The 3,708-nt window shown below is 64.4% G+C and carries 5 protein-coding genes; 3 read left to right on the top strand and 2 right to left on the bottom strand.

The annotated features are described in order from the left end of the window. The 3 genes from QOI01_RS29860 to QOI01_RS29850 all read left to right on the top strand — a co-directional run. Positions 1-869 (top strand): thiolase family protein (locus QOI01_RS29860; protein ID WP_526386804.1); only part of this gene is annotated, 869 nt, incomplete at its 5' end. A gap of 30 nt (positions 870-899) precedes the next feature. After that, positions 900-1,880, top strand: a complete 981-nt coding sequence (locus QOI01_RS29855; RefSeq protein ID WP_526386802.1) for a carbon-nitrogen hydrolase family protein — start codon at positions 900-902, stop codon at positions 1,878-1,880. After that, the gene (locus QOI01_RS29850) at positions 1,867-2,379 is read left to right on the top strand and encodes a DUF302 domain-containing protein (protein ID WP_526386800.1); all 513 of its coding nucleotides are present in this window, start codon (positions 1,867-1,869) and stop codon (positions 2,377-2,379) included. Before QOI01_RS29855 ends, QOI01_RS29850 begins: the two co-directional genes overlap by 14 nt. A gap of 85 nt (positions 2,380-2,464) precedes the next feature. Here QOI01_RS29850 and QOI01_RS29845 read toward each other — a convergent pair whose 3' ends face one another. Next, entirely contained in the window at positions 2,465-3,115 is a 651-nt protein-coding gene (locus tag QOI01_RS29845; RefSeq protein WP_526386798.1) for a DUF2182 domain-containing protein, read from the bottom strand. A gap of 140 nt (positions 3,116-3,255) precedes the next feature. Further along, positions 3,256-3,708 (bottom strand): DUF1326 domain-containing protein (locus tag QOI01_RS29840; protein WP_526386796.1); only part of this gene is annotated, 453 nt, incomplete at its 5' end.

Here is a 3,708-nt window from a genome sequence, read left to right as displayed (position 1 = left end):
CCCAGGGCGTGATCGCCGGCGCCTACGACCTGGTGATCGCCGCGGGTGTGGAGTCGATGAGCCGCGTGCCGATGGGCACCCAGGTATTGCCGGGCAGCGACCCATTTGGCGAGGGTATGGCCGCGCGCTACCCCGAAGGCCTTGTACCGCAGGGCATCAGCGCCGAACTGATCGCCGCGAAGTGGGGCTTCTCGCGCACCCAGCTCGACGAGTTCTCGGCCGGGAGCCACGACAAGGCCGCCCGCGCCACCAAGGACGGGCTGTTCGAGAACGAGCTGATCCCGATCGCCGGGCTTTACACCGACGAGATCATCCGCCCCGCCACCACGGTGGAGACGCTGGCCGCACTCAAGCCGGCGTTCTATAGCGAAAAGATGAAAGAGCGCTTCCCGCAGATCAATTGGGAGATCACACCGGGCAACTCGTCGCCGCTTTCGGACGGCAGCGCCGCGGTGTTGATCACCACCAGTGAGGTCGCCAAGAAGCTGGGCCTGCGCCCGCTGGCGCGCATCCACACCACGACCGTGGTGGGCGACGACCCGCTTTACATGCTGACCGGCGTCATCCCGGCGACCGAGAAGGTGCTGCAGCGGGCCGGCCTCACGCTGGCCGACATCGACCTGTTCGAGGTGAACGAGGCCTTCGCACCGGTCGTACTGGCCTGGGCTCATGACACCGGGGCGGATCTGTCCAAGACCAATGTGAACGGCGGGGCCATCGCAATCGGTCACCCGTTGGGCGCCAGTGGTGCCCGTATCATGACCACGATGGTCAACGCGCTCGAGCAGCGCGGCGGCCGGTATGGACTGCAGACGATGTGCGAGGGCGGCGGACTGGCCAATGCCACCATCATCGAGCGGCTCGGCTAGCCGGGCCCGGCAGGATGAAGGAGCACGACAATGAGCGTAATCCGAGCCGCCGCAGTGCAACTCAGTCCGGTGCTCTACAGCCGGGAAGGCACCGTTGAGCGGGTAGTCAACAAAATCGAACAGCTGGGCCGCCAGGACGTGCAGTTCGCGGTCTTTCCGGAGACCGTGGTCCCCTACTACCCGTATTTCTCTTTTATCCAGCGCCCGTTCGAGATGCGGCCGACGGAACACCTCAGGCTGCTGGAACAGGCCGTGACGATACCGTCGCCGGCCGTGGACGCGATTGCCGCGGCGGCGCGAGCCGCCCACCTGGTGGTGTCCATCGGCGTCACCGAGCGTGACGGTGGCTCGATGTACAACACGCAGTTGCTGTTCGACGCCGACGGCACGCTGCTGCAGCGCCGGCGCAAGATCATGCCGACCTACCACGAACGGATGATCTGGGGCCAGGGCGATGGCAGCGGACTACGGGCCGTCGACAGCGCGGTCGGGCGCATTGGGCAGTTGGCGTGTTACGAGCACTTCAACCCGCTGGCGCGGTATGCCATGATCGCCGACGGCGAGCAGATCCACGCGAGCATGTTTCCAGGGTCGTTTGGCGGCGATCTGTTCGCGCGACAGATGGAAGTCAGCGTGCGCAATCACGCTCTCGAGTCCGGCGCCTTCGTCGTGAACGCCACCGCGTGGCTCGACGCCGATCAGCAATCCCAGATCATGGCCGACACGGGTGGTCCGATCGGCCCGATCTCGGGTGGCCATTTCACCGCGATCATCACGCCTCAGGGTGAGTACTTGGGCGAGCCGCTGCGTTCCGGCGAGGGCGAGGTGATCGCCGATCTCGACTTGTCGCTGATCAACGGCCGAAAGGTCCTGATGGATGCCGTCGGCCACTACGGCCGACCTGACCTGCTCAGTCTGGTGGTCGATCGCACGCCCCGCCAGTACGTGCATGAGCACATCGAGCAATTCGCCGGCATCGCTACCGAGGAGGCCGAGCATGCCCACGTCTGATCCCCACGAAATCCCCTTTCAAGGCGTGCGGGTGCGCTACGACAGCGCCACGAGCTACGACCAGTTGGTGGCCGCGCTTTTGGCCGATATCGGCGAACAGCCGGTCCCGATCGACGAGTTCCCGAAGGCGTTCAAGACCTGGGATTCGTATGAGCAGAAGGTCCAATCCTACGTCGGGCCAAGCGGATTCATGCTGTTCGGTCTGTTCAACCATGGCGGCTGGATCACGAAGGCCGGCATCGACCGAAAGGTGCTACGGGTTATCCTCGGTAACCCGCTGATCGCCATCACGATGTTGCGTCACGACGTGACCGCGGGTTTGTTCGCCCCGGTCGAGTTGCTGATCGCCGACGAGAGGGACGGCCGCAGCAGCCTGACCTACGTCAAGCCGTCCTCGCTGATGGTCGTCGAGCCCAATCCGGAACTACTCAGTGCGGCAACCGAACTCGATACCAAACTGGCGGCATTGGCCGCGAAGGTTACGGCAACGCCCGCCTAGCCGCCCGGGATGATGGCCCGTATTGAGCTGGCACCGCCCATTGTTCGGCCGCGCAACACTTGACGTCCGGCGCGACGTACGCGGGTCACAGCGCCAAACTCAACGCGCCAACCAGGATCATCGCGGCGCCTGCGAACCTTCCACCCACGTCACCGAGTCGGATCGTCTTCTCCAGCAGCACGAAGATGGCGATCGCCGCGATCCACAGGAGATTCATCACGCCCCCGACGAACAGCAGCCCCATCAGGATCCAGCAGCAGCCCACGCAGTACGCGCCGAGCTGCAGCCCCATGCGGAAGGCGCCGAGGTTGCCGGTACGCCAGTAGTGGGACAGGAAGTGCGTTGGGGCCCTGCAGTTCCTCAGGCAGGCATTCTTGAACGGGCTGAGCTGGTAGATGCCAGCCACGATTAGCAGACCCGCTCCGAATATGGCGCTTCTGGACACCATCATCGGGGAGAGCAATGCGGCCCGATCGAGAGCGTACTGAGCGATGGTGGCCACGAGACTGAAGACCGTCCACATCGTGATGTAGCCGGTGACGAAGACGAACGTCGGTGCCAGCGGGTTGTGCTGGGCGGCGGCCTTGCGGGCGACTGCGGCGTACATCAGGGTCATTGGCGCCACGGTGGGAACCATCATGGCGACCATCATCACGGCCCACATCGCCAGTCTCAGGCCGAACTCGGTTGCCGTCCAAGGCTGCACCCCGGTCATCGCGTCCATCATCGGTGTCATCGATTGACCCCTCATGCCCGCGGACTCGGTCACCATTCGGCGCGCTGTCATCACGACGTAAACCCAGGCTGCGACGGTGATGCCGCCCAGCCCGGCCAATACGGCTAGACGGTCTCGGTGGCGGAAGATCCGAGATGCGGTCAGCGGATCAGTCCGTCCTGGTTCATGTGCAGCACGTTGAACTGGTAGTAGCTGTCCGTGAAGTCAAGCTTGATTCCCGCCCGGGCGGTGGTGTTGCCGGTGCCCATCTCGGCATAGAGATAGCGCGGCCCTTCCGGGGTACTGAGGCGGATTCTGGGCGGCAATGCCGTGTTCAACCGCTTGGGGAGCGGCATCCCGCGTGACTCGACCAGTCCCTCTATCGTGAGACTGGCCGTCCGCTGATCGACATCGATCGACAGTTCGATGGGTGCGTAGAGCGCGTCGAGCACGGTCGACATCATGCTGTTGTACACGAAGAAATGCGTGGCTCCCGGGGCCGTCGATTCGCCGTGAAGGATCTTGCGGAGTGCTTCTCGCTGAATCGGATCCGCACGTTCGTCGATAATGGCCTGCTGCGTGCCGTCACCCTCGGGGACCGGACCCGGCCAGGA

The sequence above is a fragment of the Mycobacterium sp. genome, from assembly GCF_032162605.1.
In the GTDB taxonomy this organism is placed as follows: domain Bacteria; phylum Actinomycetota; class Actinomycetes; order Mycobacteriales; family Mycobacteriaceae; genus Mycobacterium.
Note: the sequence above shows the minus strand (reverse complement) of the source record. Positions and strands in the feature narration are given on the sequence as shown.

Bases quoted from the DNA above. Each gene is read 5' to 3' on its own strand.
- QOI01_RS29855 (WP_526386802.1), top strand. From the start codon at position 900: ATGAGCGTAATCCGAGCCGCCGCAGTGCAACTCAGTCCGGTGCTCTAC.
- QOI01_RS29850 (WP_526386800.1), top strand. From the start codon at position 1,867: ATGCCCACGTCTGATCCCCACGAAATCCCCTTTCAAGGCGTGCGGGTG.
- QOI01_RS29845 (WP_526386798.1), bottom strand. From the start codon at position 3,115: ATGACACCGATGATGGACGCGATGACCGGGGTGCAGCCTTGGACGGCA.